The 23,563-nt window shown below is 65.0% G+C and carries 24 protein-coding genes; 4 read left to right on the forward strand and 20 right to left on the reverse strand.

The features are described from left to right. Positions 1 to 110 precede the first annotated feature (110 nt). The 3 genes from BMY71_RS18385 to BMY71_RS18395 all read right to left on the reverse strand — a co-directional run bounded on the left by BMY71_RS18385 (position 111) and on the right by BMY71_RS18395 (position 3,336). Positions 111 to 1,463, reverse strand: a complete 1,353-nt coding sequence (locus BMY71_RS18385) for an agarase (protein WP_092685666.1) — start codon at positions 1,461 to 1,463, stop codon at positions 111 to 113. A gap of 97 nt (positions 1,464 to 1,560) precedes the next feature. Next, a complete protein-coding gene (locus BMY71_RS18390) occupies positions 1,561 to 2,505 on the reverse strand; it encodes an alpha/beta hydrolase (protein ID WP_092685668.1) in 945 nt (314 codons plus the stop codon). Positions 2,506 to 2,556: 51 nt separating this feature from the next. After that, the gene (locus BMY71_RS18395; protein WP_092685670.1) at positions 2,557 to 3,336 is read right to left on the reverse strand and encodes an SDR family NAD(P)-dependent oxidoreductase; all 780 of its coding nucleotides are present in this window, start codon (positions 3,334 to 3,336) and stop codon (positions 2,557 to 2,559) included. A gap of 234 nt (positions 3,337 to 3,570) precedes the next feature. Here BMY71_RS18395 and BMY71_RS18400 point away from each other — a divergent pair, with 234 nt between their 5' ends. Then, positions 3,571 to 4,515 (forward strand): DUF2155 domain-containing protein, encoded by a 945-nt coding sequence (locus BMY71_RS18400; RefSeq protein ID WP_092685672.1) that lies wholly within the window; start codon positions 3,571 to 3,573, stop codon positions 4,513 to 4,515. A gap of 121 nt (positions 4,516 to 4,636) precedes the next feature. Here the strand turns inward: BMY71_RS18400 and BMY71_RS18405 are convergent, their stop codons facing one another. The 12 genes from BMY71_RS18405 to BMY71_RS18460 all read right to left on the reverse strand — a co-directional run bounded on the left by BMY71_RS18405 (position 4,637) and on the right by BMY71_RS18460 (position 15,958). Beyond that, positions 4,637 to 5,803, reverse strand: a complete 1,167-nt coding sequence (locus BMY71_RS18405; RefSeq protein ID WP_092685674.1) for a S1C family serine protease — start codon at positions 5,801 to 5,803, stop codon at positions 4,637 to 4,639. 145 nt (positions 5,804 to 5,948) lie between these two features. Beyond that, positions 5,949 to 6,269 (reverse strand): hypothetical protein, encoded by a 321-nt coding sequence (locus BMY71_RS18410; protein ID WP_092685676.1) that lies wholly within the window; start codon positions 6,267 to 6,269, stop codon positions 5,949 to 5,951. Between the two features lie 121 nt (positions 6,270 to 6,390). Continuing rightward, on the reverse strand, positions 6,391 to 7,065 hold the full coding sequence (gene aat, locus BMY71_RS18415; RefSeq protein ID WP_011502836.1) for a leucyl/phenylalanyl-tRNA--protein transferase: 675 nt from the start codon (positions 7,063 to 7,065) through the stop codon (positions 6,391 to 6,393). Between the two features lie 79 nt (positions 7,066 to 7,144). Next, entirely contained in the window at positions 7,145 to 8,365 is a 1,221-nt protein-coding gene (locus tag BMY71_RS18420; RefSeq protein ID WP_011502837.1) for a citrate transporter, read from the reverse strand. 229 nt (positions 8,366 to 8,594) lie between these two features. Then, complete coding sequence (locus tag BMY71_RS18425; RefSeq protein WP_011502838.1) at positions 8,595 to 9,266, reverse strand: spermidine synthase; 672 nt, start codon at positions 9,264 to 9,266, stop codon at positions 8,595 to 8,597. Positions 9,267 to 9,278: 12 nt separating this feature from the next. After that, positions 9,279 to 10,361, reverse strand: a complete 1,083-nt coding sequence (locus BMY71_RS18430; protein WP_092685678.1) for a histidine kinase dimerization/phosphoacceptor domain -containing protein — start codon at positions 10,359 to 10,361, stop codon at positions 9,279 to 9,281. Continuing rightward, entirely contained in the window at positions 10,358 to 10,801 is a 444-nt protein-coding gene (locus tag BMY71_RS18435) for a response regulator (protein WP_011502840.1), read from the reverse strand. Before BMY71_RS18435 ends, BMY71_RS18430 begins: the two co-directional genes overlap by 4 nt. Then, positions 10,798 to 12,330: a sensor histidine kinase gene (locus BMY71_RS18440; RefSeq protein WP_011502841.1), complete on the reverse strand. Its 1,533-nt coding sequence runs from the start codon at positions 12,328 to 12,330 to the stop codon at positions 10,798 to 10,800. Before BMY71_RS18440 ends, BMY71_RS18435 begins: the two co-directional genes overlap by 4 nt. Positions 12,331 to 12,442: 112 nt before the next feature. Next, the gene (gene accC, locus BMY71_RS18445; RefSeq protein WP_092685680.1) at positions 12,443 to 13,798 is read right to left on the reverse strand and encodes an acetyl-CoA carboxylase biotin carboxylase subunit; all 1,356 of its coding nucleotides are present in this window, start codon (positions 13,796 to 13,798) and stop codon (positions 12,443 to 12,445) included. Positions 13,799 to 13,906: 108 nt separating this feature from the next. Then, positions 13,907 to 14,419 (reverse strand): acetyl-CoA carboxylase biotin carboxyl carrier protein, encoded by a 513-nt coding sequence (gene accB, locus BMY71_RS18450; protein ID WP_011502843.1) that lies wholly within the window; start codon positions 14,417 to 14,419, stop codon positions 13,907 to 13,909. A gap of 37 nt (positions 14,420 to 14,456) precedes the next feature. After that, on the reverse strand, positions 14,457 to 14,912 hold the full coding sequence (gene aroQ / locus BMY71_RS18455) for a type II 3-dehydroquinate dehydratase (RefSeq protein WP_092685682.1): 456 nt from the start codon (positions 14,910 to 14,912) through the stop codon (positions 14,457 to 14,459). A gap of 329 nt (positions 14,913 to 15,241) precedes the next feature. After that, positions 15,242 to 15,958 (reverse strand): DUF1236 domain-containing protein, encoded by a 717-nt coding sequence (locus BMY71_RS18460; RefSeq protein ID WP_092685684.1) that lies wholly within the window; start codon positions 15,956 to 15,958, stop codon positions 15,242 to 15,244. 261 nt (positions 15,959 to 16,219) lie between these two features. Between BMY71_RS18460 and BMY71_RS18465 the strand changes: the two genes are divergently transcribed. Beyond that, on the forward strand, positions 16,220 to 16,432 hold the full coding sequence (locus BMY71_RS18465; protein WP_011502846.1) for a hypothetical protein: 213 nt from the start codon (positions 16,220 to 16,222) through the stop codon (positions 16,430 to 16,432). 129 nt (positions 16,433 to 16,561) lie between these two features. Here the strand turns inward: BMY71_RS18465 and BMY71_RS18470 are convergent, their stop codons facing one another. The 4 genes from BMY71_RS18470 to BMY71_RS18485 all read right to left on the reverse strand — a co-directional run bounded on the left by BMY71_RS18470 (position 16,562) and on the right by BMY71_RS18485 (position 20,310). Beyond that, entirely contained in the window at positions 16,562 to 17,329 is a 768-nt protein-coding gene (locus tag BMY71_RS18470; protein ID WP_092685686.1) for a DsbA family protein, read from the reverse strand. 219 nt (positions 17,330 to 17,548) lie between these two features. Next, complete coding sequence (locus tag BMY71_RS18475; protein WP_092685688.1) at positions 17,549 to 18,178, reverse strand: peroxiredoxin; 630 nt, start codon at positions 18,176 to 18,178, stop codon at positions 17,549 to 17,551. A 230-nt stretch (positions 18,179 to 18,408) separates the two neighbouring features. Beyond that, entirely contained in the window at positions 18,409 to 18,783 is a 375-nt protein-coding gene (locus BMY71_RS18480) for a BA14K family protein (RefSeq protein ID WP_011502849.1), read from the reverse strand. Positions 18,784 to 18,939: 156 nt separating this feature from the next. Next, positions 18,940 to 20,310, reverse strand: a complete 1,371-nt coding sequence (locus BMY71_RS18485; RefSeq protein ID WP_430715344.1) for a M48 family metalloprotease — start codon at positions 20,308 to 20,310, stop codon at positions 18,940 to 18,942. Positions 20,311 to 20,474: 164 nt separating this feature from the next. Between BMY71_RS18485 and BMY71_RS18490 the strand changes: the two genes are divergently transcribed. Continuing rightward, complete coding sequence (locus BMY71_RS18490; RefSeq protein WP_092685690.1) at positions 20,475 to 21,674, forward strand: pyridoxal phosphate-dependent aminotransferase; 1,200 nt, start codon at positions 20,475 to 20,477, stop codon at positions 21,672 to 21,674. A gap of 223 nt (positions 21,675 to 21,897) precedes the next feature. Here the strand turns inward: BMY71_RS18490 and BMY71_RS18495 are convergent, their stop codons facing one another. Continuing rightward, a complete protein-coding gene (locus BMY71_RS18495) occupies positions 21,898 to 22,194 on the reverse strand; it encodes a hypothetical protein (RefSeq protein WP_092685692.1) in 297 nt (98 codons plus the stop codon). Between BMY71_RS18495 and BMY71_RS18500 the strand changes: the two genes are divergently transcribed. Beyond that, on the forward strand, positions 22,193 to 23,530 hold the full coding sequence (locus tag BMY71_RS18500; protein WP_092685770.1) for a dicarboxylate/amino acid:cation symporter: 1,338 nt from the start codon (positions 22,193 to 22,195) through the stop codon (positions 23,528 to 23,530). The genes BMY71_RS18495 and BMY71_RS18500 overlap by 2 nt on opposite strands. The last annotated feature ends 33 nt before the right edge of the window (positions 23,531 to 23,563 follow it).

Below are 23,563 nucleotides of genomic sequence, written 5' to 3' on the forward strand. Positions count from 1 at the left end.
GATAGAATCAGAACCGGAGCTCTAACTTTTTAGTCTGACGCGTTTTCTTCACGCGAACCGGTTTCCACTTCGCTCGAAAACGCTCTGACTGGCTCGTTAGGGTTGTCGATCTACCCGACGGCGTGGCGTTCGATCCTTGCAACCATCGTGGCGTTGTCGTGCAGACGCTCGGCGTCGGCGTTGAGCGCCGTCATCGCCTGCGTCAGTTCGGCATAGACCTCGTCAGCGATGGTGACGACGCCGTAATTCGAGTTCTCGCCGTCCCAGCGGCCTTCGGCGGGCTGGTCGGCGTGCAGAAACCAGTGATAGCCGATCAGGTTCGGACAGCGCAGCGCCGCGGTCGCGTAGCGCGAGAAGCCCGCGGCGCGCTCGGCTTGTGTGGCCACGCGCGGACCAGCGCCTTGCGTATTCGGCATTCCGGCATCGTCGCTGCGGAACGAGAATTCGCCGATCAGGCACGGCCGGCCGGCAGCGGCGTAGGCGTCGATCACCGCATCGGGCAGGGCGTCGTAGCAATTGATGCTGATGACGTCGACGTGGCGGGCGGTCGCGGCGACCACGTCCGGTTGCGGCACGTAGGCGAAGCGGCTACCGAGCACGAGATGATACGGCGCGGCGGCGCGGATCGCCGCGGCGCTCACCGCCATGTAGCGCTCGGCGAGCAGCCCGGCGAAGGCGTCGCAATCGGCGAAGTAACGGGCGCGTAGCGGGTGGCGTTCCTGGGCGCGATCGTTCGTGAAGAAATTGCGGGTGAAGGGCGGCGGGGTGACGGGCTCGGTCTCCAGCGCGTCCCATGACGATGCGGTGTTTCCCCACACCGCATTGAATTCATCGACGCTGCTGTAGCGACCACGCAGCAGCTCGACCGCCACCCTGCGCGAACAGGGCGCCGCGCCGTCGCGCAGGATCACCGGCAGCAGTTCGTTCTCGCCGCGCCAGTCCGGTCCCCATTGCAGCTCGTTGTCGATGAACCAGCCGAGCACGGTCGGGTCGTCGCGCCGCGGCGCGCAGATCTCGCGGGCGCGTTGCTGCGCAAAGGTCTCGAAGGCGGAATCGAACAGATCGGATTGAGGCCAGCCGCGGCCGTCGCTGTAGGCGGTGGCGAGATAGACCACGCCGGCGGCAGACGCGAGCGGCGTCGGGCCGGCATGCGCGATCTCGGGCTCCGACCATGCGCCGAGCGTGTTGAAGCCCCACGACGCAAGGCGCCGGGCGGCCGCGCCGCGCCATGCGTCGCGGCTGCCGTATTTGCGCAGGCAGGCTTCGCGATAGGGATGCCGCTCGGTGTCCTTGATGTTGTCGTGATCGAAGTTGACTGCGGTGACGCCCTTCGACAGAAAGCGACCGCCGTCGGGATCGACGAACCACCACACGCCGTCGATCGGTTCGACGCGGAAGAAGCCGGTGGCTTTGGCCTTGCGATCGGCGAGGCCGCCCCAGCGGGTTCTTGAAATCTCGGTCATCGAACGTCGTCGCGCCCCGGCGCGCTCCTCTCATTGCGGAAGAGAAGCCTCGCCGTTTCGTCGCGCGATCACGTTGACGCCGGTCAATGCTCGGCGGCTACAGCGCCTTCAGCCAGCCGCCGATCTCGGCGACTGCGACGTTCGCCTGCTGCAGCACTTTGCCCATGGTGAAGAAACCATGAAATTGGCCGGGATAGGTGCGATGCGTCACCGGCACGCCGGCATCCGCCAGGCGTCGCGCGTATTCATCGCCTTCGTCGCGCAGCGGATCCGCGCCGGCGGTCATGACGAAGGCCGGCGGCAGGCCTGCGAGCGTTTCGACCCGGGCCGGCGAGGCGCGCCAATCCTTTTCGTCATGTGCGCCGGTGAGATAGTGGTCGCGAAACCAGCGGATGACCGAATGCGTCAGCAACACGCTGGTCTCCGGCTCGTGATGCGACGGATGGTTCATCGCGAAGTCGGTCGCGGGATAGATCAGCACCTGGCCCGCCAGCATCGGACCGCCATGGTCGCGGGCATGGATCGTCACCACCGCCGACAGATTGCCGCCGGCGCTGTCGCCGCCGACGCTGAGCTGTTCGGCATCGATCCCGAGCGTGCGGGCGTTGTCGGCGATCCATTGGGTCGCGGCGATCGCATCCTCCACTGCGGCGGGAAATTTGTGCTCGGGCGCCAGACGATAGTCGACCGAAACGACGATGAGCTGGCCTTCGTCGGCGATCGCGCGGCACACCACGTCGTGGGTGTCGAGATTGCCGATCACCCAACCGCCGCCATGAAAGAACACCAGCGCCGGCGACAGCCCGTCGTCCTGTCGCAGCGTCTTCGGCGTGTAGACGCGGGCAGGGATATCGCCCGCGGGCCCCGGGATCGCGATCGACTGCACCGAGGCGAGTTCGCGCGGATCCGGATTGCTGACGACGCGGGCGGCGAGGTAGTACGCGCGCGCTTCGTCCGCCGAGAGGTCTTCATAGGCGGGGCGACCGGCGTCCTGAAACGCCTTGTAGACGGCTGCGGCATCTGGATCGAGTTGTGCTGGCATGGTTGACTGAACCTGTTGAATTGGCCGATCGGCCTTTGATCGGAAGAGTAATCAGCTTGCAGTGCGTCCACCGTCGACGGTGTAGGCTGAGCCGGACACGTAGCTCGCTTCGTCGGAAGCGAGGAACGCCACAACCGACGCCACCTCGGCGGCATGGCCGAGCCGGCGTACTGGTATCCGCTCGACGATCCTTTCGGTCGGCACCGGTGTGGGGCCGGGATTGCGGCCTTCGACGATCGCACTGAGCATCCGGCTGTCGATCATCCCCGGGCAGACGCAGTTGACGCGCACCTTGGTGCCGCTGCATTCCAGCGCCGCGGTCTTTGTCATGCCGATCACCGCGTGCTTGCTGGCGGTGTAGGCGATGATGTCGTTGGAGCCGATCAGTCCGGCGATCGATGCGGTGTTGATGATGCTGCCGGAGTTCTGCTGGTGCATCACCGGCAACACATGCTTCATTCCAAGAAACACGCCGATGACGTTGACGTCGAGCACGCGGCGGAAGCCGTCGAGCGAGGTGCTGACGATCGGGGTGATGTCGCCCTCGATTCCGGCATTGTTGTAGAACACGTCGATTCGGCCACAACGTTCGACCGCGGTCCGGACATAGCCTGCGACCTGATCTTCCTGGGTGACGTCGGCGGTCAGCGCCAGCGGCTGCGTCGAGGCGGGCAGGGCTGCAACCACCTGATCGAGCGCTCGCCGATCGCGGTCGATCGCGACGATGCGGGCGCCGCGTTCGGCGAGGAGTTGGATGGTCGCGGCGCCGATGACGCCCGCGGCGCCGGTGACGAGCGCCACCCTGCCGTCCAGCCGAATTCGGTCGGTCATGCCTGTCGTTTCCCCGGTTCCTTCCGGTTCAATCCGGAATGGTACGGCGGCGTCGGGTTCGTCCCGCGCTTGCGCCTTCGCCGATTATTTCAGGTGTGACGGCGGATGGCCAGCGGGCAGGGCCGGGGTGGTCGCCCTTCCCCCGCCGTATTCGGCGTGTTAACCGGGACCCAATGCAAGCGGCCCGAAGCTGTAGAATGTCGCAAGCCTGATTCGTCATTGAAGCCGCGCGGAATGTCCCGAAGCCTCTGTTTTGTCGGTCTTGCGGCGCTGATCGCCGCTCCGTTGATCACGCTCGCGCTGCCCGCGCAGGCGCAGATCGGCAATATTTTTTCCGACCCGGCGCCGCGTCCGCCCGGAGCGATCCCGCGTGGCGGGCTGCCGATGGAAGATGAGGAAGAGGTGCCGGACCTGCCGCCGCAGGGCCGCGTGCTTCCCGCGCCGACTCGCCCGCCGCAAGGCTCGGCGTTGCCCGGTCCGGTCCAATCGCAGCCATTGCCGCCGCCGCCGGGCACCACCATCATTCCGCAGAACCCGCCAGCGACCGCCAATATGCCGCCGGCCGCCGCTCCGCAGCCGGGTGCGCCGGCCCAGCCCAACAACGGCGTCGCCGCCGCGCCACCGGGCGGCAATCCGCTGCCGGGACTGGCTCCCGGCCAGCGTCAGCCCCGCGGCGCGCCGCCCGCGCCCGCGACGCTGCAGCCCGGCGACGAAATCGTCACCGAGCCGCCGGCGCAGAAGATCGTCAACAAGAAGGCCAGCTTCACCGGCCTCGACAAGATCACCGGCCGCACCATCAGCTTCGATGCCGATATCGGCGAAACCGTGCAATTCGGCGCGCTGCGGGTGAAGACCGACGCCTGCTATACGCGCCCCTCGACCGAGGCCGCCAACACCGACGCCTTCGTCGAGGTCGACGAGATCACGCTGCAGGGCGAAGTGAAGCGGATCTATTCAGGCTGGATGTTCGCCGCGAGCCCGGGTCTGCACGCGGTCGAGCACCCGATCTACGATATCTGGCTGACCGACTGTAAGAACCCCGAAACGACTGTGGTCAACGCCCAGCCCGAAGCGCCGAAGCCGGCCGCCGCGCCGCCGCAGCGTCGCCGGCAGCCGCCGCCACAGCCGCGCCAGCCAGCCCCGGCGCCGCCTCCACCGCAGTTTCCGCAGTTCAGGTAGCGGGTCCCGAGTCTGAGCGTGCTGTGCTCGCTCGCCGTTCCGTGAGCATGGCTGAGGAAGCCGTGGTCCGGCTCCCATAGCTGCGACGGGGGCCGTCCGCTGCGGCGATCAAGTCGGCGAGCTAATTACAGAGCACCTGGACCGTGAAGGATTTGGCCAGATCGGCAATCGCTTCCGGCGGGAGTTCGCGCGTGCTCACCGTGCCGCTGGGCAGCACGCCGCTGCTGTCGAGGAAGTTCGTCGCGATGCCGGATTTGATCGCGAAATTGACGTTCTGCGGAATGTCTTTGGTCGCGGCGGCGATGTTCAAGGCGTTGAGCTTCGATACGATCACGCCGACAACGTTGCCGTATTTGTCGAGCAACGGACCGCCGCTGTTGCCCGGTTGAACCGGAGCGGAGATCTGGGCGAGGCGGGTGTCGTCTTCCATGCCGGTGGTCGCGGTGATCGCGCCGGCCGTGAAGTTTCCTGATGTCGACAGGATGCCAGCCAGGGGAAAGCCGAACACGTACACGGCTTCGCCCAACCGCATCTGGGTTCTGAGTCCAGGAACCGCCGGCGGCGACGACGACGTCTTCAGAATCGCGAGATCGTTGGTCTTGTCCTTCGCCACGAGAGTCGCGCGCAACGGCGCCCCGCCGGGGGGAATCACATTGATCGCCGAGCATTCGGCGATGACGTGGTTGTTGGTCACGATGTGCCCGTTCCCGGAGACGTAGAATCCCGTGCCTGAACTCCTGGCGTTGCGCTTTGGCTTGGCCCCGGTCGAACCTTCGTCGCGTGTGTCGCTCTGGGCCGTCATGAATGCCTTCTGGCAAGACAGCACGGCTTCGAGGGCGCGGCGGGAGCCGTCGAGGGAAAGCGCCGCGATGCGATTTCGATTCAGGAACACACCGACACCGCCGGACTCGGCCAGCTCGACCATGAACTCGGTCTTGAGACCGGCAGAGAAAACGCCCCTCTCGTTACCGCGCGTGAAGCCGACGAACTGACCGTTCCACCGCGTGCGGCGCATGACCAGTTGCAGATCGTACTGGCCATCGACCTCGACGGACGCCCAGCGCGGGTTGGTGAAGGCGATGTAGGCGCTCGGCTTGTCTCCGGCAAAGCCGAACCACACCGTCGTCCGGTCGCGATAGGTCGCTGCGGCCAGACAGCCGCCGACGTTCTTGCTGAACCCCACGTCCCAACCCGAGACCGATCCGAATGATTTGTCGATGTTCAGACCGTCTTCGGAGCGAGCCGCCGGCATCAATGCAAGTGAGAGGACGGCGATCAGAGCTCCCATCGACCACGACCGCCCTGCGGTCCGCCGGACTGCTGCGGAGAGTCGGCAGACAAATCGGGACGCAAACGGCTTCTGCATCATCGGTCTCGATAGGCAAATTGCGTGCTGCTGGCGCGTTCGGCTTGGCTGCTCGACCGCGCGACGATCAATCCCTCGCCGGGCGGGTCTTCGAGGCGGCGACGCCAGCGAAGGGATCCGCCATCGACGCCTGCGAGGCGGCCGGGCGCGAGCGATGCGAAACGTGCCGCCGAGGACGCGCGCTCCGATAGGCTCGCGGCTGCTGCTGTTGCGCGATGCCGTTCGCGATGATCGCGGCGGCGGCGACGCCGGCAATCGCACCGAATACGGCAGCACCATCCCGTGCAACGGAACGAGTCGGGAAGGAGATCAGCGAGATAGCGAACGCCGCAGCCAACAAGGCTGGTGAGAAGCGCAACGACTTTCGATCGAGTTTGAAATTCAGCATGAATGCCCCCAGATGCCCTGCCTCGATTAGTAGAAAACGAAGTTGCGCCGGTCAAGTAATGACCGTAATGCGAGTGCTGCGCGTTGTCGTCGTCAGAGGCTGTGGGAGCCTGGATGTGCAGCTAGTTCTTCGCGATGATCTCCAGTGCTTGCGCGCCCGAGACCGGCTGATCCACTGGCAGCGCGCCGAAGTCGGCGACGCCGTGGAGGGCGTCGTCGAGCAGCGCGCGATAGCGTTGCCGCGGCACTTCGATTGCACCGAAGCTGCGCAGATGCTCCGTCACGAACTGGGTGTCGAGCAGCTCGTAGCCGCCCGCGAGCAGGCGGGCGACGAGATGCACCAGCGCCACCTTCGAGGCGTCGCGGGCGCGGTGAAACATGCTCTCGCCGAAGAAGGCGCGGCCGAGGCTGACGCCGTACAGGCCGCCGACGAGGTCGTCGTCCTGCCAGACCTCGACGCTATGACAATGCCCGATGCCGTGCAGGCCGATATAGAGCTCGCGGATGCGGCGGTTGATCCAGGTGTCGTCGCGGCCAGGCTGCGGCGAGGCGCAGCCGTCGATCACGCCCCTGAAGTCGCGGTTGACGGTGACGGTGAAGACGTCCGAGCGCACGGTGCGGGCGAGACGTGAGGCGACGCGGAAGCCGCCGAGCGGGATGATGCCGCGCAGCTCCGGCTCGACCCAGAACAGCGTCGGGTCGTCGATGCTCTCGGCCATCGGAAAGATGCCGCACGCGTAAGCACGCAGCAGCACTTCGGGCGTGATGTCGGCATTGGCGGAGTCGCGGGAAGCCATGCCCGAGCATAGCAGGCCGCGGTGCTGCTCGCGACCTGCGAAGCGACGTTCGGCCGCCCGATCGCCGCGGTGCGCAGCTTCAGCGGATCGGATCGGGATGCCAGCCGATCAGCGCCAGCATCACGAAGAATCCGAGGAAGTAGGCGATGCCGACGTGCCAGCCGAAGCGCAACCACAAATAGACCGATTTGCCCTCGGGAAACATGTTGGTGAGGGCGACGCCGGCGGACGAGCCGAACCACATCATCGAGCCACCGAAGCCGACCGCATAAGCGAGAAAGCCCCAATCGTAGCCGCCTTGTTTCAGCGCCAGCGCGGTCAGCGGAATGTTGTCAAATCCCGCAGAGACGAAGCCGAGGCCGAGCGCGGTCTGCCAGCTCGCCGCGGGCAGTTGCTCGACCGGCATCATCGAGGCGGCGGTGACCAGCGCCAGCAGGAAGACGGTGCCCTTGAGGGTCGAGGGCATCAGCCCCCAATCCGGCTGGCGGATCGGCGCGGTCAGCAGCAGCACCGCCCAGACGGTGAGGCCGAGCAGCGGCAGTTTGTCGAGCAAGGCGGGATAGTTGGTGTTGGCCGTGATGTTGGCGGCCAGCGCCGCGATCAGGATCGCGGCGACGATGCCGACGCGGACCCATTCGATCTTCAGACCACGCGGCGGGTCCTTCATGATCGGCGAGAAGTTCTGCTGCTGGATCGACGCCGGAACGGCGAACAGCAGCAATGCGGTGCCGGCCGCGACATAGGCCTCTACAACGCTGAGCGGACCGACGCCGGCGATCCACATCATCGTGGTTGTGGTGTCGCCGACCACGCTCCCGGAGCCTCCGGCATTCGAGGCCGCGACGATCGCCGCGAGATAGCCGATGTGAACCTTGCCGCGAAACACATGCCGCGCCACCATGCCGCCGATCAGCGCGGCGGCAATGTTGTCGAGAAAGCTCGACAGCGCAAAGACGAGGACCAGCAACACCACCGGGCCCTTCCAGTCGTCGGGCAGCAGCGCTGGCATCTCGTCGGGAATGCCGCTCTTTTCGAAATGCGCCGAGAGCAGCGCAAAACCCATCAGCAGCAGGAACAGGTTCGCCAGCGTCACCCATTCGTGCTCGAGATGCAGCGTCAGCCCGAGCAGGCCGGGGCCGGTTTTGAAGCCCGCGAAGATCAGCTTGTACAGAGTGATGGAGGCGAGGCCGGCGAGCGCGATCCCCAGCGTTTGGCGATGGAAGATCGCCACCCCGAGTAGTGTTAGCGCGAACAGGACGAAATCGAGCGGAATTCCCAGAACCACCACAGGAGTATTCACGAGCCCTTAGCCCCTTCGCGCGAGCACGCGACCGGAGAGCTGTTCAGCTCAGGCCCGGCGGCGACGCGGCAGCGCCGCTCATGCCGATCCCCAAGGCGATGATCCCCGATGCAATTGAAAGCGACCGCCGCGCTCCCCCTGAGGCGCCGATCAGTGCGCGCGGAAGCTGCCCGACCTGCGACAAAATGGCAAGGTCGGGGCAGGCGCGGGGCGATAAGTCTTTCGGCGGTCAGCTCCGCACGGCGAGCCAGATCCAGTGCCGGGACCCGCCGCGCTTGCCGACGGCGCGCACCGGCACTTCGTTGACGGCGAAGCCGCTCCGCCGCAATCGCCGGGTGAAGTCGTCGTCCGGCCCCGAAGACCACAGCGCCAGAACGCCGCCGTCGCGCAACGAGGCGCGGGTCGCGGCGAGGCCGGCGACATCGTACAAGCGGTCGTTGGCTTTTCGGGAAAGTCCCTCAGGGCCGTTGTCGACGTCGAGCAGAATGGCGTCGTAGCGTCCAGCTCCGTCCCGGATCAGTTCGCCGACGTCGCGTGCGACGAGGCTGACGCGCGGATCGCTGAGACTGTCGCCGAACAGGCCGGCCATTTCACCCCGGCCCCAGTCGATCACTTCGGGGACCAGCTCCGCCACCTCGATGGCGGCGTCGGCGCCGAACACAGCGAGCGCGGCGCGCAGCGTGAAGCCCATGCCAAGCCCGCCGATCAGCACGCGCGGCCGGCTGCGTCCGTCGAGCTTCTTGCAGGCGAGGGTGGCCAGCGCCTCCTCGGAGCCGCCGAGCCGGCTGTTCATCAGCTCGTTGGCGCCGAGCCTGATCGAGAACTCGTCGCCGCGCCGCATCAGCCGCAATTCGTCGCCGCCGGGGATCGGCGCGGTGGCCAGCTTGGTCCAGGGGAGCATGGCGGATGACTCTCAGGCCGCCGCCGGGGTCGGCGCGGGCGCGTTGGTGCGGCGGAAGCGCAGGATCATACGGGTCCCCGAATGCGTTGGGTCGCGCTCGACGCTGGCGTCGAGCTTGGTCGCCATCGCATTGACGATCCGCTGGCCCATCCCGGTCGATTGCGGGTTGGCCTTCACCGCGAGGCCCACGCCATCGTCGGAGATCGCCAGCTCGAGATCGTCCCCCTTGGCCTTGAGCACGACATGGATCGGACCCTGGCCTTCCGGATAGGCGTATTTCACCGCGTTCATCACCAGCTCGTTGACGACGATTCCGATCGCCACCGCGCGATCCGGATCGATTTCGACGGCCTCCGAGCTGAGCGTCAGTCGCGACATCCGGTTGCCCTCGGCCGATCGCCGCAGATCCTCGAGCAGTGCTTCCAGATACTGGTTCAGCATCACGCTCTTGAGGTCGTGCGAGGTGTACAGCCGGCGGTGGACTTGCGCGACCGCGGCGACGCGGCCCATCGCATTGGTGAGTGCTGCCTTGACCTCGCTCTCCTTGCTGGAGGAGGCCTGCAGATGCAGCAAGGAGGCGATGATCTGCAAGGAATTGCCGACGCGGTGGTTGACCTCGCGCAGCAGCATCTCGCGCTCGGCGGCGAGCGCGGCATAGCGGTCGCGCGAGGCTCGGACTTCGGCCTCGGCGTCGTCGCGCGCCTTGCGGATGACTGCCTGACGCAGCGCCTGATCGGCCGCGACCTGCAGAAGAAGGACGAAGTCGCCCTGGGTGTCTTTGACCAAGTAGTCCGCGGCGCCGGCCTTGAGCGCGGTCACCGCAATGCTGGAATCCTGCGAGGCGGTGACGAAAACCACGGGCGGAGCATCGGGGATATTCTGGATCTGCTCCAACGTCTCGAGCCCGTCGAGACCCGGCATGTACTGATCGAGCGCAACGACGTCGATGCCGCCCTTGCGCAAGCGTTCCAGTCCGACTTCGCCGCTCAGCACATGTTCGACGCAGAACCCCTGCCGCTTCAAGCCGCGCGAGACCAGGCGCCCGAGCGCCTCGTCGTCGTCGATGTACAAGAGGGTCGGCGTCGCAGCGGTCATGTCGCCTCGGTTTGAGGAACCTGGATCACGGAGAAGAACAAGCCGAGCTGGCGGATCGCGTTCGCGAAGCTTTCGTAGTTCACCGGCTTGGTGATGTAGACGTTGCACCCGAGTTCATAGCAACGCTTGATTTCCTGTGCGTCGTCGGTGGTGGTCAGCACCACGACGGGCGTACATTTGAGATGATCATTCTCCTTGATACGGCGGAGAATATCGATGCCGCTGGCGTCGGGCAGGTTGAGGTCGAGCAGCACCAGCAGCGCGCGGTTCTGGTGTTCGACACCGGAGCCGTCAGGCCCGAACAGGTAGTTCAGCGCCGTTGTACCGGAGGTGAACGGGATGATCTCGTTGTTGACGCCGGACCGGCGAATGTTGCGTTCGATCAGGCGCGCGTGGCCCTCATCGTCCTCGATCATGATGATGGTGACTGGATTGCTCATGAGCGCGGTTCCCGATTTGTCGCTGCGGTCCATTTCGCTGGCAACGTGATAGTGAAGGTCGACCCCTCGCCGAGCGCCGAGGACACCGACATGGTTCCGCCCAGCCGCCTGACGAGCGCACGGACATGGGCGAGCCCGATGCCTTGACCGGGCCTGTCCTGTGTACCGGCCCGGCGGAAAAGATCAAAGATTCTCTGATGGTCCTTCGGGTCGATCCCCCGGCCATTGTCGGCGATCTCGAAGATCACGAAGCCAAGTTTCTGCCGGGCACGGATGCGGATGTCGCCCGGAACTCCGCTCCGGAGATATTTCAGAGCATTGTCGATCAGGTTGGAAAAGATCTGTTCGAGTGCAAGGCGGTCGCTGACGATCTCCGGCAGCGGCTCGATCCGGATTTCGGCGTTGGCCTCGGCAGCCTGATGCGCCACGGTGGAAACGATGTTCTCGATCAATTCCCTCGTGTCGATCGGCACCGGCTGGAATTGGCGGCGTCCCTCACGGGTGAGGTTGAGGATCGCGCTGATCAGCCGGTCCATCTTTCCGATCGATGACTTGATGAAGCCGAGCGCTTCGGTGAAGTCCTCCGAGAGTTGCTTGTCGGGAGCCTCCAGCTCCGGTTCGCCGTCGCTGTCGGCCTTCTCCGGCATCTGTTTGTCGGCGACCTCGCGGCTGAGCGTTGCAATGCGACGGAAGATGTCGCCGCGCAATTCCTCGAGCTCGCTGGTGAAACCCATGATGTTGACCAGCGGCGAGCGCAGGTCGTGACTGACGATATAGGCGAAACGCTGGATTTCCTCGTTGGCCTCGCGCAGATCCGCCGTCCGTTCCGAAACCGTGGTTTCGAGATTGACGTTGTTGTCGCGCAGCAGCGCTTCGGCTTCATCGCGGGCGCGCGCCGAACGTCGCACCAGGAAGATCGACAAGCCGGCAAGCACCAACACCAGGCCCGTGCCGGTCGTCGTGACGATTGACGCCAGCGACTGGCTACGATCGGCGGCAGCCGTGCGCATTGCGAACAGTTTGTTTTCCTCAGCTCGCATCGCCGCCATATGGCTGGCGAACTGGTTCATCGACTCGCGGTCGGTCTCATCGCGGACGATCCGCCGGGCTTCTTCGGCGCGGTTGGACTGCGCCAACGCGATCAGCTCTCTGAATCTTGCAATTCGGGCATCGGCGATCACGATCGCCTTATCGACCAGCGGGCGCTGCACCGGGTTGTCGGCGACGAGTTGCTGCAACCGCCCCAGCATCAGAGGCACCTGCGCCGAGGAGTTCTGGAATTCCGACACGAATTCCGGCTGACCGGTCAACAGAAAGCCTCGCTCGGCGCTTTCCGAGCGGCGCATTTGCAGTTGTGAGAGCGAAATCTGGTTCTCGACTTCCAGCGTATGCGCAACCCAGGCGCTGTCGTCGCGCGCCTTCTGCAACAAGAACACCGACGCCAAGCTGATCACGACCAGGACGACGAAAGAGAGTGAGAGCAGAGTGATCTGGATGAATGCGCGTCGGCGCGTCGATTCCGGCGTCACCGCGCGCCCTCGGACAGATCTGAACGAAACAAGAACATCCCCCGCAAGACGTTCGAATGTGAACCGACTGAACGCGCGAGCATGGAACCGGTTCCGTCCGGCCAGAACTCTTTTAGCGGGCGTCCAGCGCTCCGCCGGCCAGATACTGCTCCAGCCAATGGATGTGATAGTCCCCGTCGATGATCGCCGGTTCCCGCACCAGCGCGCGGAACAGCGGCAAGGTGGTCTCGATGCCATCGACCACCATCTCGTCCAGCGCCCGACGCAGCCGCATCAGGCATTCGCCGCGGGTCTTGCCGTGGACGATCAGCTTGCCGACCAGAGAGTCGTAATAGGGTGGGATGGTGTAGCCTTGGAACACGGCGGAATCGATCCGGATGCCGAGCCCGCCGGGTGGGTGGTAGCGGGCGATTTTGCCGGGCGACGGTCGGAAGTTGACCGGGTTCTCGGCGTTAATGCGGCACTCGATGGCGTGGCCGTTGAGCACGATTTCGTCTTGCGAGACCGGCAGGTCGCCGCCAGCCGCGATCCGGATCTGCTCCAGCACGAGATCGATGCCGGTGATCATCTCGGTGACCGGATGCTCGACCTGAATGCGGGTGTTCATCTCGATGAAATAGAACTCGCCGTCCTCGTAGAGGAATTCGATCGTGCCGACGCCGACATAGTTCATGTCCTGCATCGCCTTGGCGCAGATGCCGCCGATTCGGGCGCGGGCTTCCGCGCTGATCACCGGGGAGGGGCTTTCCTCCCACACCTTCTGATGCCGGCGCTGCAGCGAGCAGTCGCGTTCGCCGAGATGGATTGCGCCACCGCGGCCGTCACCCAGTATCTGGATTTCGATGTGGCGCGGCTTCTGCAGATACTTCTCCAGATAGACCGAGGCGTCGCCGAATGCAGCCTTGGCCTCGTTGCCGGCGGTGGAGATCGCCATCGACAGATCTTCGGCGGTGTGCGCGACCTTCATGCCGCGGCCACCGCCGCCGGCCGCCGCCTTGACCAGCACCGGGAAGCCTATTTCCTTCGCGATCGACATCGCGTCGTCGTCCGGGCCGACCGCGCCGTCGGAGCCCGGCACCACGGGAATGCCGAGCCGCTTGGCGGTCTTCTTGGCCTCGATCTTGTCGCCCATCAGGCGGATGTGCTCGGCCTTGGGGCCGATGAATTGCAGATTGTGATCGGCAAGAATCTCGGCGAAACGCGCGTTCTCCGACAGGAAACCGTAGCCGGGATGCACCGCGTCGGCGCCGGTGATCTCGCAGGCCGCGAGCAGAGAGGGGATATTGAGATAGCTGTCCTTCGACGGCGGCGGGCCGATGCAGACGCTTTCGTCGGCGAGGCGGACATGCATCGCGTCAGCGTCGGCGGTGGAATGCACGGCAACGGTGGCGATGCCGAGTTCCTTGCACGCGCGCAGCACCCGCAAGGCGATCTCGCCGCGATTGGCTATCAGGATCTTGTCGAACATCGGGCTACCGAATTGTGAGGGCCAAGGGGGCGAATGGCGAATAGCAAATGGCGAATGGAGGAAGGCCGCAATCGCCGCGTTTTCCTACTCGCTACTCTCTCATCGCTCTTACTCGATCACCACCATCGGCTCGCCGAACTCGACCGGCTGGCCGTCTTCGACGAGGATCTGCGTGACGGTGCCTGCGCGCGGCGACGGGATCTGGTTCATCGTCTTCATCGCCTCGATGATGAAGAGCGTCTCGCCGGCTGACACCCGCGAGCCGACCTCAATGAACGGCTTGGCGCCGGGCTCCGACGCCAAATAAACCGTACCGACCATCGGAGAGGGCACGACGCCGGGGTGCTTGGCGACGTCGATCGCCGCACTATCGGCCGGCGCCGCAATCGCGGCGCCAACCGGGGCTGCTGCATAGCCGGCCGGAATCGAGGCGGCGATGCTGACATTGCGGGCGACCCGCACGCGGAGGCCGGCGCGCTCGATCTCGATCTCGGTAAGATTGGTCTCGTCGAGCAGCAGCGCGAGTTCGCGGATCAGCGCGCTGTCGCCGGTTGCCTTATTGTCAGTCGTCTCGGCGTCCTTCGGCTTGGCGGCGGTCTTGTTGTCAGGCTGGCGGGCCATGTGTCGATCCAGATGTCTTGAGTGAACGGGGCGCTGGTCAGGCCTTGGCGCCGGCGCTGAGTCTTGCGGCCAGGCCGGTGATGGCCAGCCGATAACCGTCGATGCCGAAGCCGCACAGGCTGGCAAAAGATGCCTTCGCGATGAAGGAATGATGGCGGAAGCTGTCGCGCGCGAAGATATTCGAAACGTGAACTTCAACCGTCGGGATCTGCACCCCGACCAGGGCGTCGTGCAGCGCGACTGACGTATGAGTGTAGCCGCCGGCATTGAGCACAATCCCAACCGCCTGTTCGGCGCGGGCCTGGTGGATCCAGTCGATCAGCTCGCCCTCGTGGTTGGACTGCCGGCAAACCGCGGTGAGGCCGAGGCTCGCCGCGGTCTCGGCGCACAGCCGTTCGACATCAGCCAATGTGGCGTGGCCATAAATTTCCGGCTCCCGGGTCCCGAGCAGATTCAGGTTCGGACCATTGAGCACGTAAATCGTTTGAGGCATCCGAAATTCCGGCAATGTCAGCGAAGGTCTCCGGCGGACGCGCCGTCCGGGCCAAAAATCCAGCTCTGCAGAAAGCCGGCGTTTCGGGCGAAATTCACTTGATTGCGCGCGTTATAGGTAACCTCGCGGCTGAGGGGAAGCCTGAACACGTTCCAATACCGCATGAATCGGCTGCTGCTTTGGGCGAGCATCCCGGAGCAAAACTCCGCAATGGTTTGCGATCCGTTCGCATTGGGCGCCCGTCCGGCCATGTCGCGCCGTTCACCGCACGAAAAAGAAAGGGCGGCCCGTCGCGAAGGCCGCCCTTCTTGTGTCGCTGCGCGCCGGACCTAGGCGTCGAGAACCGCGACGATCTCGAGCGTGCGCGGGTTGACCACGATGATCTCGTCCCGGACCAGGAAGAACTCGTAGCCTCGCCAATCCGGATAGATCGTCACGATCTCAGTCGGCAGCGGATGGAACCGGACGTCGCGCGGAACCCGGGTGCCGACAGAGATTGAGAAGTTGATGTTGGTCTGCGGCTCGATGCGCTGGTTCTTGATCACGGTGGTGATCTTGGTTCGCTGCTCGGTGGAGAGTTTGCCGCCAGCGCCGGCCTGACCGGTGGTGGCGCGGTCGCGGTCGTTCCCCGCGTTGCGGTTCGCCGGATCGCGATCCTTGTCCGCATTGCGGTTCATCTGATCGCGATCGTTGCCGGCCTTGCGATCGATATTGCGATCGTCGTCCTTGCCGGCCTTGCCGCTGTCGGAACTCGCGCCGCCCTTCGGCGTGCCGTCCTGCGCGCGCTGGTCCCTGGCCCCGCCCGGAGCCATTTTGTCGTCGCTCTGGCCCGATTTCATGCCAGAGCCCTGGTTCATGCCGGAGCCCTGGCCTTCAGAGCGATCCATCTGCGGTGCGGAGCCGCGCTCGGCAGGAGCGGATGAGCCCGCCGATGGCGAGGCGCCGCCAGAACCACCGGTTGCGCCGCCGGTTCCCTGCGCATTCGCCACAACGCCACTGGCAATCAGGGCGGCTGTGGCCACAGAAACGAACAAGCGATTGGTCATTGGTGTTTCCTCCCGTTAACTCTGCCCGGGGCGACAACAAGACCCGCACAGCGCCGTTCCGCCGGTGATGGAGTTCCCGCGGTTTTGTTTTGGCGACTCGGAGGTGCTCGATCCGCAGCGATCCTTGGAACCAATGATGCGGCGCGGCGCTTAAGCTTAGGTCTGCCCGACCAGGATCTGCGTCCGACGCGCCCTTTGTCAGGCGTGCCGCTTGGGCAGGCATGCCGCTTGCATCGCGAAATCGCTCAACCGGGGGGTGCTATGGCTCGATACATCGTGCGATTTATGAAGGACATCCTCGGCGACAATGGTCGGCAGGCCGAGGTCTGCCAGAGCGCGCTGGAAGTCGAGGCGGCGAACAGCCGCGACGCGACGGAACTCGCCAAGCAGAAGTTCTGCGAGAAAGAACGATTGAAGGAATGGTCGCTGCACGCCGACCGCGTCCACGTCGCCGAGACCGATTGTCGGTCCTAGAGCTGCGGTTCCGATTGGGTCAGTGCCCACTTCCCTCGAAAGCGCTTTCGAGCATGCAGTGCGATCGCCGCTTCGGCGATCGCAGGAGTGAGCTTCTCCCGATAAACGGTTCGGGAGGAGCGGCAGTGCTCAGCACTTCTCCTTGCCGCAGCGGGCGATCGCCACTTTCTGGCGCAAGATGTCGAGGCCGACCGCGCCGACCACCACCTGCTTGCCGATCACGTAGCTCGGCGTGCCGTTCATGCCCATCGATTCCGCGAGCTTGAAGCTTTCCTCGATGGTGGCGCGCACTTCCGGGCTCGCCATATCCTTCTCGAGCCGCGCCATGTCGAAGCCGGCGTCCTTGGCGGCGGCGATCGCACGCGCCTTGTCGGCCTGGCCGCGGCCGCCCATCAGCTTCTGGTGGAAGTCGAGATATTTCTTGCTGCCCGGATCCTGCATCCGCACGGCGATCGCGACCTGCGCGGCCTCGACCGAAGGCGGCCCAAGAACCGGGAATTCCTTCAGCACGACCTTCAGCTTCGAGTCCTCCTTGAGCAACTCGAGCATGTCGGTCATCGCGCGCTTGCAGTAGCCGCAATTGTAATCGAAGAACTCGACGAGGGTGACGTCGCCGTTCTTGTTGCCGATCGCCACACCCCGCGGCGAATTGAAGATCGCCTCGGCGTTGTCGCTGATCGCGGCCTGATGTTTCTCCGCGGTGGTTTTCGCCTGCCGCTTGCTCAGCTCGTCGGACGCCTCTTCCAGCACTTCGGGGTGGGAGACCAGATACTCCTTGATGATGCGTTCGATCTCGCCGCGCTGTTCGTCGGAGAACTTCTGCGCCGACGCGGCTCCCGGCGCGCTGATCAAAGTGAGCGCGAGGAGGGCGGCAGCAAACGGACGGAACGACGGCATGGGCAATCCCTTCAAGCAGACAAACGGTCGATGGCGCGCGGATTCGCAGGCTTCATAGCGCTTTTCCAGCCCAATTACGCGCAATTTGTGAACACGTTTCGGTCAGCCGCGCAGTCGGGCGCGGTGCGAGGAGGGCAGCCTGTGTCGAAGCTTGTTGTGCCGACGCTCGCATGGAGCGCCGGCACTTTGTCTTGCAGCGCGGCGTGACGCCGCAGCGCACTACTTGACGGTGGTCAGGCGGAGATAGGGACGCGGCGCGTCCCACCCCTGCGGGAACGCCTTGACGGCAGCGTCGCCGGTGATCGACAGCGGGATGATCACCTTGTCGCCGGCGCGCCAGTCCGCGGGGGTCGCGACGCTGTACTTGTCTGCGAGTTGCAGGGCGTCGATCACCCGCAGGATCTCGTCGAAGTTCCGACCCACATTCATCGGGTAGGTCATGGTCAGGCGGATCTTCTTGTTCGGGTCGATGATGAAGATCGAACGTACCGCGGCCGTGCTGCTCTGGTTGGGATGGATCATGTCGTACATCCGCGCCACCGTCAGCGAGGGGTCGGCAACGATCGGAAACTGCAGATCAGTATTCTGGGTGTCGTTGACGTCGGCGATCCACTTCAGATGCTCGGCGACAGTATCGGTCGACAGCCCGAGCGGCTTGACATTGCGCGCGGCGAACTGCTCCGCGAGCTTCGAGGTTCTGCCCATTTCGGTGGTGCAGACCGGCGTGAAATCGGCGGGATGGCTGAAGAAGAAGACCCACGACGCACCGGCCCACTCATGCAGCGAGATCGCGCCGTTGGTCGTGTCGACGGTGAAATCGGGGGCGGTATCGCCGATATGAAGGGACATTCGTACTCCTGTTGTGCTGTGAAATAGAGAATGCTCGCCGCGGCAAGGACTCGCCGGGCGGCGGGAGAGGCTCTCTGTAGGGGGAGCGTATCGACAGCGGCTTGAGCCGTGTCAAGGCAGAGAAGGCGAGAGCGGTGTGCGATCGCCGGTTGTCGAGATGATCGATCGCACAACGCTCCGGTTCAGTTCAGTCTAGTTCGAACTTGATCGTTCAAGTTGTGACGGATCGCTTACGGGCACGAACGCGCCCGACCGTCCTTGCCGATATAGGTCATCGTCTCCGGATTGAAAGAGCGATAGCGCTGCGCGCAATAGCCGACCGCATCACGGCGGCGTGCATCTTCCGCGGCGCTCGCGGCGATCGCCCCGCCGATGATCGCGGCGCCGATGCCCAGTCCGATTGCGGCGCCGGCATCGCCGCCGCCCCAACCACGGCCACGCCCGCGTCCACGCTGGGCGTGAGCGGGCGTAACGCTCGCCGTCATCGCCAATCCGGTCGTTGTGATCATGCCGAGGCCGTACATCGCCAGCAACACGCCGCTCGCCAATGCACGGGTGATCATCTTGCGCGCAGTGCCGCTGCCTTGCAGTCTGGATTTCATCATGGATGTTCTCCTGTCGCCTGTCGCCGCGCGACTCTAGGTGCATGGGCACGGCGAGGCAATCATGGGACACCCCGCGCGGCCATAGCGGATTTGACCTGCGTCAAACGATGCCGACGTGGGGCGAATCCGGCGCCGAACCTGCGATTCCGGCGTACGTTATTTGGCCGGCGGCTTCGCTGCGACGATGTCGTCGGCCTTCACCCAGCCCGGCGAGCCGACCGGAAAACGGGTTTTGGCGCGTGATGCGAGTTCGCGCGCGGTCTTGTTGTCGCCGCGCAGGAAGGCCGCCTGCGCCGAGGCGAGATCGGCTTCTGCGTAGTCGCCCTTGCGGCCATAGGCCATCGCGAGCTGGCTGTAGCCGAGCGGCGCCTCGCCCTCGCGCGACAACGCGGCGCGCAGAATCCGGATCGCTTCTTCGGTAGTGGCGTTGTTGTTGCTGGCCACCAGCGCTTGGCCGAGCAGCATCTCGATCAGCGGCGCGCCGCGCGTCAGCGACAACGCCTTGCGCAGCGGCGCGATGGCTTCCTGCGGCCGGCCGCCTTCCAGCAGCGCCTGGCCGCGCAATTCGTAAAAATAGGGATTGTTCGGCTCGGCCTGGATCAGGCCATCGATCTGCGCCAACGCCGATCGCGGATCGCCGCGAAGATAGGTGGAGATCGCGCGGGCGTAGCGCGCGGGCAGGCTGGTGTTGGACAGCGGATAGCGCCGGTACACGGTGTCGGGCCGCTCCATGAAGCCGGAGGTCTTCGCCCGCATCATGTCGTGGCGAAGCTGCAGCGCGGCGTCGTCCTTCTTGTCCCAATTCGGACTTGAACGGGCCAGCTCCTCGAGTGCGCGGACGCGTTCGGCCGGCATCGGATGCGACTGCGCGTAAGGGTCGGCACCTCGCGCAGCGAACAGGCTCTCGTCGGTGAAGCGCCGGAAGGTCTCGTACATGCCCTTCGCCGATTGGCCGGTGGCGTCGAGGAATTTCACCGCGGCGCGGTCGGCGTTCTCTTCCTGCTGACGCTGATAGGACAGCAGATTGCGCCGGATCAGCTCTTGCGGAGCCGAGATCGCGGCTGCGCCGATATTGGCGGCGCCGCTGTTCGGACCGGCCTGGGAGCCCGCGACCATCGCGCCGACGCCGAGCAGCATCGCGACGATCATCTGCGTCTGCGCCTGCGCAAGCTGGGTCCGGAGTTTGGACAAATGGCCGCCGGCGAGGTGGCCGGTCTCGTGCGCCAGCACGCCGATCAGCTGGTTCGGCGTCTGCGACTGCATCAGCGCGCCGTAATTGACGAAGATGCGGCGGCCATCGGCGACAAAGGCGTTGAAATTCGGATCGTTGATGATGGCGATCTGGATATTCTGCTTTTCGAGGCCCGCGGCGCGCAGGATCGGCCGGGTATAGTCGCGCAGCAGATTCTCGATCTCGGTGTCACGCAGCAGCGGCGGGCCCTTCTGCTGCGGCGCCTGCGCCAGGCTCGGGACCGGGGCGAGCGCCAGCGCTGCGGCGCTCACGATCGCCACCAGCCGCATCACCATCACGCGGGCGATCCGGCGCAAGCGGCCGGGCAGGTCTTCAACCATCACTTTGGGCATTGGCCGAGGTTCGAATACCGGATATTCCCCTGATCAGCCCAGCATTGCGGCAGCAGCGCGACGCCTGCCGGGCTTCGCCGGAATCGCGCGGGAGATAACAGATTTCGATGCTCGATGCGACCAAGACAGCGGCGGCGCGCAAATTGTTGACCGCCTCCACCCGGAGCGACGTACCGCCTTTCATGGTGATGGATGTGATGGCGGCAGCCGAGCGGATCGAAGCCGCCGGCGGTCACGTCATCCATATGGAGGTAGGTCAGCCGGCCGCATCGGCGCCGCGCACGGCGCTCGCCGCCGCACACGCCGCGCTGGAGCAGGGCCGCATCGATTACACCTCGGCGCTCGGCATTCCGTCGCTGCGCGCGCGGATCGCCCGGCATTATCGCGAGACCTATCGCTGCGAGGTCGATCCGGATCGCATTGTCGTCACCACCGGCTCGTCCGGTGCGTTCATTCTGTCGTTCCTGGCCTTGTTCGAACCGGGCGATCGCGTCGCGGTGACGGTGCCCGGCTATCCGCCGTATCGCCACATCCTCAATGCGCTGGGTTGCGAACCCGTGTTGATCGAGACCCATAGCGAGACGCGGCACGCATTGACCGGCGAGGCTTTGCTGGCCGCGCATCGCAAGGCGCCGTTGAAGGGTGTGCTGGTCGGCAGTCCGGCGAATCCGACCGGCACGATGATGACCCGCGAGGCGTTGACCGAACTGATTGCGGTCGCCGAGAGCGAAGGCATCCGATTCATTTCGGACGAGATCTATCACGGCCTCGACTACGCGTTTCCTGCGGTGACCGCGGCCGAGCTGTCGCCGAACGCCGTCGTCATCAACTCGTTTTCGAAGTACTTCTGCATGACCGGCTGGCGGGTCGGCTGGATGGTGTTGCCCGAGCCGCTGGTGCGGCCGGTCGAACGGCTGCAGCAGAACCTCGCGATCTCGGTGCCGACGCTGTCTCAGATCGCGGCCGAGGCGGCATTTGACGGCCGCGACGAGATGGAGGCGGTGAAGCGAGGTTACGAGGAGAACCGCAGGATCCTGATCGAGGGCCTGCCGCGGGCCGGGCTGGTCGATTTCCTGCCGGCCGACGGCGCGTTCTATCTCTACGCCGACGTCTCGAAATTCACCGCGGACAGCTTCGACTTCACCAAGCGGATGCTGGCAGAAGCCCATGTCGCCGCGACTCCGGGAACCGATTTTGACCCCGCGCGCGGCAAGCACTTTGTCCGGTTCTCCTACGCCCGCTCGGCCGACGACATGCGCGAGGCGGTGCGCCGCATCACGGCCTGGCTGGGCCAAATATCGCGGTGAGATGACGGACTTTCCGAATCGAAGCTTGATCTCAGCGGCATTTCGTCGCTATAGGCACCTGCGAAGAATTCCTTCCGGAAGAATTTCGCTGCCGATCGGTTCGTTGATGGCGTGAAATGAGGCAGTGCGACGTTGCTCGCTGATCTCGTCGCGGGCGCTGTCGGCCTGCCTTGTATTCGCCGGCCCGGTGGGCGGCTCGCGCCGCTGCGGGGCCGGCTGCCGGTTAACATGCCGGCCTCGTCGTCGTCGCCTTCATCGTCGTCAGGCTCGCCTTTGTCATGCAACCCGGCGTTGTGAAAGCGCGGTCGGCTGGTGTGGCGTCGGTCCTGCCGGATCGCTGATCAAGATCGCGCTCGGCGCGATGATGCTGCCGACGGTTCGACGCGTGCAAGACGGCCGGCGAGGGTAAGCGCAGGCGCTGCGTCCAGATCTGGATCGACTTGGCCGACCGGTCTGCCTGTGGTCGTCCTGACGTCATCAACAACGACAGGCACATCAAGATCAGTGGAGTGATGGTCATGTCGACGATGACCGATATCGGTGCTTCCGTAGCGTTGCATCGCACCAGATCCAAGCCCTGGTACAAGGTGCTCTATGTCCAGGTTCTGATCGCGATCGTGCTCGGCGTGCTGCTCGGCTGGGTGTCGCCGCATTTGGCGACCAACCCGTGGATCAAGGCGCTCGGCGATGGTTTCGTCAAGCTGATCAAGATGGTGATCGCGCCGATCATCTTCTGCACCGTCGTCTCCGGCATCGCGCATATCCAGGACGCGCGAAAGGTCGGGCGGGTCGGCGTCAAGGCGCTGCTGTATTTCGAAGTGGTGTCGTCCTTCGCGCTGATCCTCGGCCTCATCGTCGGCAATCTGGTGCCGGTCGGGCACGGGCTTGCGGCCAAGCCGGACGCCGGCGCGGTGGCGAAATACGTCGACCAGGCCAGCCACATGAGCTCGGTCGATTTCTTCCTGAACATCATTCCGGAGAGTGTCGTCGGCGCGTTCGCGAAAGGCGACATCCTGCAGGTGCTGCTGTTCGCGATCCTGTTCGGCTTCGCACTGATGGCGCTCGGCGAGCGCGGCCACCGACTGCGCGACGTGATCGACGACACCGCCCACGCGGTGTTCGGCGTGATCGCGATCGTGATGAAGGCCGCCCCGGTCGGTGCATTCGGCGCGATGGCCTTCACCATCGGCAAATACGGCCCCGCCGCGCTGGGCAATCTGATCGGCCTGGTCGCGTTGTTCTACGCGACCGCGGCGCTGTTCGTGTTCGTGGTGCTGGGGCTGATCGCGAAATTCGTCGGCTTCAACATTTTCAGGTTCGTCGGCTACATCAAGGACGAGCTGCTGATCGTGCTCGGCACCTCGTCGTCCGAAAGCGCGCTGCCGCAACTGATGGAAAAGCTCGAACGGCTCGGCTGCTCGAAATCGGTGGTCGGTCTGGTGGTGCCGACCGGCTATTCGTTCAACCTCGACGGCACCAACATCTACATGACGCTGGCGACCTTGTTCATCGCCCAGGCGCTCGGGATCGAGCTCACCTTCACCGAACAGGTCACCATCCTGCTGGTGGCGATGCTGACTTCGAAGGGTGCGAGCGGCGTCACCGGGGCGGGCTTCGTCACCCTCGCCGGAACGCTCGCGGCGGTGAACCCGGCGCTGGTGCCGGGGATGGCAATCGTGTTTTCGATCGACAAGTTCATGAGCGAGGTGCGCGCGCTCACCAACATCACCGGCAACGGCGTCGCCACGGTGTTCGTGTCGTGGTGGGAGGGTGAACTCGACCACGACCGGCTGCAGGCCAATCTCAACCGGACGATCGATCCGTCCGACGTCGAGACCGCAATCACCACCGGCTGAACTGCCGACCGACCAAAAAGAAACCGCCCGGCT

It is taken from the genome of Rhodopseudomonas pseudopalustris, assembly GCF_900110435.1.
Lineage (GTDB): Bacteria > Pseudomonadota > Alphaproteobacteria > Rhizobiales > Xanthobacteraceae > Rhodopseudomonas > Rhodopseudomonas pseudopalustris.

Coding starts and splice junctions, on each gene's coding strand:
- BMY71_RS18385 (WP_092685666.1), bottom strand. CDS start 1,463: ATGACCGAGATTTCAAGAACCCGCTGGGGCGGCCTCGCCGATCGCAAG.
- BMY71_RS18390 (WP_092685668.1), bottom strand. CDS start 2,505: ATGCCAGCACAACTCGATCCAGATGCCGCAGCCGTCTACAAGGCGTTT.
- BMY71_RS18395 (WP_092685670.1), bottom strand. CDS start 3,336: ATGACCGACCGAATTCGGCTGGACGGCAGGGTGGCGCTCGTCACCGGC.
- BMY71_RS18400 (WP_092685672.1), top strand. CDS start 3,571: ATGTCCCGAAGCCTCTGTTTTGTCGGTCTTGCGGCGCTGATCGCCGCT.
- BMY71_RS18405 (WP_092685674.1), bottom strand. CDS start 5,803: ATGGGAGCTCTGATCGCCGTCCTCTCACTTGCATTGATGCCGGCGGCT.
- BMY71_RS18410 (WP_092685676.1), bottom strand. CDS start 6,269: ATGCTGAATTTCAAACTCGATCGAAAGTCGTTGCGCTTCTCACCAGCC.
- aat (WP_011502836.1), bottom strand. CDS start 7,065: ATGGCTTCCCGCGACTCCGCCAATGCCGACATCACGCCCGAAGTGCTG.
- BMY71_RS18425 (WP_011502838.1), bottom strand. CDS start 9,266: ATGCTCCCCTGGACCAAGCTGGCCACCGCGCCGATCCCCGGCGGCGAC.
- BMY71_RS18430 (WP_092685678.1), bottom strand. CDS start 10,361: ATGACCGCTGCGACGCCGACCCTCTTGTACATCGACGACGACGAGGCG.
- BMY71_RS18435 (WP_011502840.1), bottom strand. CDS start 10,801: ATGAGCAATCCAGTCACCATCATCATGATCGAGGACGATGAGGGCCAC.
- accC (WP_092685680.1), bottom strand. CDS start 13,798: ATGTTCGACAAGATCCTGATAGCCAATCGCGGCGAGATCGCCTTGCGG.
- accB (WP_011502843.1), bottom strand. CDS start 14,419: ATGGCCCGCCAGCCTGACAACAAGACCGCCGCCAAGCCGAAGGACGCC.
- aroQ (WP_092685682.1), bottom strand. CDS start 14,912: ATGCCTCAAACGATTTACGTGCTCAATGGTCCGAACCTGAATCTGCTC.
- BMY71_RS18460 (WP_092685684.1), bottom strand. CDS start 15,958: ATGACCAATCGCTTGTTCGTTTCTGTGGCCACAGCCGCCCTGATTGCC.
- BMY71_RS18465 (WP_011502846.1), top strand. CDS start 16,220: ATGGCTCGATACATCGTGCGATTTATGAAGGACATCCTCGGCGACAAT.
- BMY71_RS18470 (WP_092685686.1), bottom strand. CDS start 17,329: ATGCCGTCGTTCCGTCCGTTTGCTGCCGCCCTCCTCGCGCTCACTTTG.
- BMY71_RS18475 (WP_092685688.1), bottom strand. CDS start 18,178: ATGTCCCTTCATATCGGCGATACCGCCCCCGATTTCACCGTCGACACG.
- BMY71_RS18480 (WP_011502849.1), bottom strand. CDS start 18,783: ATGATGAAATCCAGACTGCAAGGCAGCGGCACTGCGCGCAAGATGATC.
- BMY71_RS18485 (WP_430715344.1), bottom strand. CDS start 20,310: ATGGTGATGCGGCTGGTGGCGATCGTGAGCGCCGCAGCGCTGGCGCTC.
- BMY71_RS18490 (WP_092685690.1), top strand. CDS start 20,475: ATGCTCGATGCGACCAAGACAGCGGCGGCGCGCAAATTGTTGACCGCC.
- BMY71_RS18500 (WP_092685770.1), top strand. CDS start 22,193: ATGTCGACGATGACCGATATCGGTGCTTCCGTAGCGTTGCATCGCACC.
- BMY71_RS18495 (WP_092685692.1), bottom strand. CDS start 22,194: ATGACCATCACTCCACTGATCTTGATGTGCCTGTCGTTGTTGATGACG.